The organism is Candidatus Aquicultor secundus (genome assembly GCF_002791875.1).
GTDB classification, from domain to species: Bacteria; Actinomycetota; Aquicultoria; order Aquicultorales; family Aquicultoraceae; genus Aquicultor_A; species Aquicultor_A secundus.
The window spans coordinates 1-2,845 of the sequence record NZ_PFNG01000256.1; the positions used below are offsets into that span (position 1 = coordinate 1).

Below are 2,845 nucleotides of genomic sequence, written 5' to 3' on the forward strand. Positions count from 1 at the left end.
CCCCGGTTCCCAAAACCGGTGCTCTAACCAAACTGAGCCACACCCCGAGGTAGATATTCATCTCAATCGCGGCAAATGCGCCAGATGGTATTTTATCATAAATTGCGGTAACGTGCAGTACCTACTTATTTGATATGCAGGTTTTCTGCAATCTTCTCTTTCAGTTTTTTGAAAGCCTTGGCGCGGTGACTGATCTTGTTTTTCTCGCTGAGCGGTATCTCGGCGACCGTGCGGGTTTCGCCTTCAGGGATAAAGATCGGGTCGTAACCAAAGCCGCGCTCGCCATGCGGTTCAAAGCCGATGTGCCCTTCAAAGGTGCCATCGGTTGAGGTTATCCAACCATCCGGGGTCATAAGAACGGCAACGCAGCGAAAACGCGCGGTGCGTTGCGGCTCCGGGACATCATGCAGCTCACGCAGCAGCTTGGCGTTGTTTTTATCGGCGTTTCCCTCTTCACCGGCATAGCGGGCGGAGTACACGCCGGGTTTGCCGCCCAACGCATCGACCTCAAGGCCCGAGTCATCGGCAACCGCAGGTTTTCCAAATGCATCAACGAGAGCGCGTGCTTTTATCAGGGCGTTATCATAAAAGGTCGAACCGATCTCCTCAACCTCCGGCCATTCCGGGAAATCCTTATAGGTGTAGACTTTTATATCGTTGGGATCAAGGATTTCAACGATTTCCCTGATCTTGCCTTCATTCTGGCTAGCTATGATGAGTTCCAACATTTGTCGATAGTTCCTCTCGTAAAATCCGCTGTTGCAGTTGGATAAGCTCCGATGTTCCCTTCGTAGCGAGGGCGATAAGCTCATCGAGTTCATCCCTCGTAAAAGGGTACTCCTCGGCTGTTCCCTGAACCTCGATAAACTTGCCTGAGCCGGTCATGACCACGTTCATATCGACCTGAGCGCGACAGTCTTCCTCGTAGCATAGGTCAAGCATGGGCACATTGTCGATAATTCCAACGCTTGTCGCCGCCACGAATTCAGAAAGCGGCAGCTCTGCTAGCTTGCCCTCCTTTACCAGCCACCTCAGCGCATCATAGAGCGCGATAAACGCGCCGGTAATCGAGGCGGTCCTTGTGCCGCCATCGGCCCGTATCACGTCGCAGTCGATCCAGATCGTCAGCTCATGAAGCGCCTTGAGATCGACCACGGAGCGCAGAGAGCGCCCGATAAGCCGTTGTATTTCATGCGTCCTGCCGCCAACTCTGCCCTGGCTGGCCTCGCGGTTCATTCGTATTGAAGTAGATCTCGGGAGCATACCGTACTCGGCGGTAATCCAGCCTTTACCCGACCCGCGCAGCCAGTTCGGGACCTTCTCCTCGACTGTGGCGGTGCATACTACCTTGGTGTTGCCCATCTCTATCAGAACCGACCCCTCGGCATGCGGAAGGAAATCCCTCTGGATTATAACCTCTCTCATCTGATCGGGCTTTCTGCCATCAACGCGTTGCATCAGTGTTGTTCTCCCCTCCAAGCAAAATCTGCATGTTATCTTCGGCCACAATAATCGGCCCATCGTAGAGCGGATAAATATCGATAACTTGAGCTCAAGCGCTACACCGAGCGCATTTATTACTACAGGCGCAAGAAAGCCTATTCAACCCTCTCTTTTAGCGGAAGGCTTACCCTTTCTACCGATTCAATCTGTTGGCCAAGGAATTTGGCGCCCAGCTTGCGAAACGTGTTCTCGTCCCCGCTCGATACAAGCTTAAACGCCGGCGTAAGTTCATCCTCGCGCAAACTATCCTTCCTGGTCAAAAACTCTTTTAGTTCGTGCGCGGTTTCCTCCGCCGAGCTGATGAGTTTTATGTCTTTGCCCACAACGCTCGAGATCGTCTCGGAGAGGAGCGGATAGTGTGTGCAGCCGAGAATCAGACTATCGATACCCGCACGCATTAAGGGCTCCAGATACCACTTTACGGCTTTCTCAACACGCGGGCCGGTCAACTCGTTTCTCTCAACGAAATCGGCCAGATCGGGGCATGCCAGCGGGTTCACCTTAACGCCCGCGTCGATGGATTTAATTGCGCCGGGGTACGACCCACTCGATATCGTCGCCTGCGTACCTATAACGCCGACACGCCTGCACCGCGTCGCCTGCACCGCTGCTCTCGCACCCGGCTCGATGACCCCGATGATCGGTATGTCGTAATACTGCTGCGCCATCTCAAGCGCAGCGGCCGATGCGCTATTACAGGCAATAACGATAAACTTTACATTGTTATAGAGAAGGTAATCTATAATTTCAAAGACGAATCCACGTATTTCAGAGGTGTTCCTCGGCCCGTAAGGAAACCTGGCGGTATCGCCAAAATAGATGATTTCCTCATTCGGTAGTTGCTTTGTTACCTCTTTCACGACGGTCAGGCCGCCCAGTCCGGAATCGAATATGCCGATGGGCCTATTATCCATGTATCCTCCAAGATGCGTTCGGTAGTTCAAATAAGCATGCCTCAATCTATCTAATTATAACGCTAACCTGAGAGAAGTAAACGCGTGAGTCGTACCCAAGCGCATTGGCGTAAACCTCAAAGTAGTGTATATCCACACAAGAACAAGGATAAGCAAAACCTTGAATAATTATTTGTATTATTTATAATATATATTGTTATATTTTATATGGGGGCAACGGCGCTGGGCGCTCCACGGGCTGCAAACCCGTCGGCTGGTCCTAGAAAGATCGGAGGAGGGTTCGAATCCCCCTTGCCCCCTCCATTACTCCACGGTTTTACTTTAGCTGGGCGGCGGCTAGGCAGCCTCGCCTTTTGATTTGTCCAGCAAAAACTTCGCCACCTGCTTGTCTGGCGTCAATTATTGAAAATTCCTTCAAGAGTGCTAGA

The 2,845-nt window shown here is 52.0% G+C and carries 3 protein-coding genes and 1 tRNA gene; 1 reads left to right on the forward strand and 3 read right to left on the reverse strand.

Features of this window, described 5'->3' with window-relative positions; genetic code table 11:
• Positions 1–125: 125 nt before the first annotated feature.
• The 3 genes from COY37_RS10835 to murI all read right to left on the reverse strand — a co-directional run bounded on the left by COY37_RS10835 (position 126) and on the right by murI (position 2,417).
• Entirely contained in the window at positions 126–728 is a 603-nt protein-coding gene (locus COY37_RS10835; RefSeq protein WP_286677556.1) for an XTP/dITP diphosphatase, read from the reverse strand.
• Positions 706–1,458 carry a ribonuclease PH gene (gene rph, locus COY37_RS10840; RefSeq protein WP_286677555.1) on the reverse strand — a complete coding sequence of 251 codons (753 nt, stop codon included), beginning with the start codon at positions 1,456–1,458 and terminating at the stop codon, positions 706–708. Before rph ends, COY37_RS10835 begins: the two co-directional genes overlap by 23 nt.
• A 140-nt stretch (positions 1,459–1,598) precedes the next feature.
• Entirely contained in the window at positions 1,599–2,417 is an 819-nt protein-coding gene (gene murI / locus COY37_RS10845; RefSeq protein ID WP_286677554.1) for a glutamate racemase, read from the reverse strand.
• Between the two features lie 209 nt (positions 2,418–2,626).
• Between murI and COY37_RS10850 the strand changes: the two genes are divergently transcribed.
• Positions 2,627–2,720, forward strand: a tRNA-Cys gene (locus tag COY37_RS10850).
• Positions 2,721–2,845 lie beyond the last annotated feature (125 nt).

Bases quoted from the DNA above. Each gene is read 5' to 3' on its own strand.
- COY37_RS10835 (WP_286677556.1), bottom strand. From the start codon at position 728: ATGTTGGAACTCATCATAGCTAGCCAGAATGAAGGCAAGATCAGGGAA.
- rph (WP_286677555.1), bottom strand. From the start codon at position 1,458: ATGCAACGCGTTGATGGCAGAAAGCCCGATCAGATGAGAGAGGTTATA.
- murI (WP_286677554.1), bottom strand. From the start codon at position 2,417: ATGGATAATAGGCCCATCGGCATATTCGATTCCGGACTGGGCGGCCTG.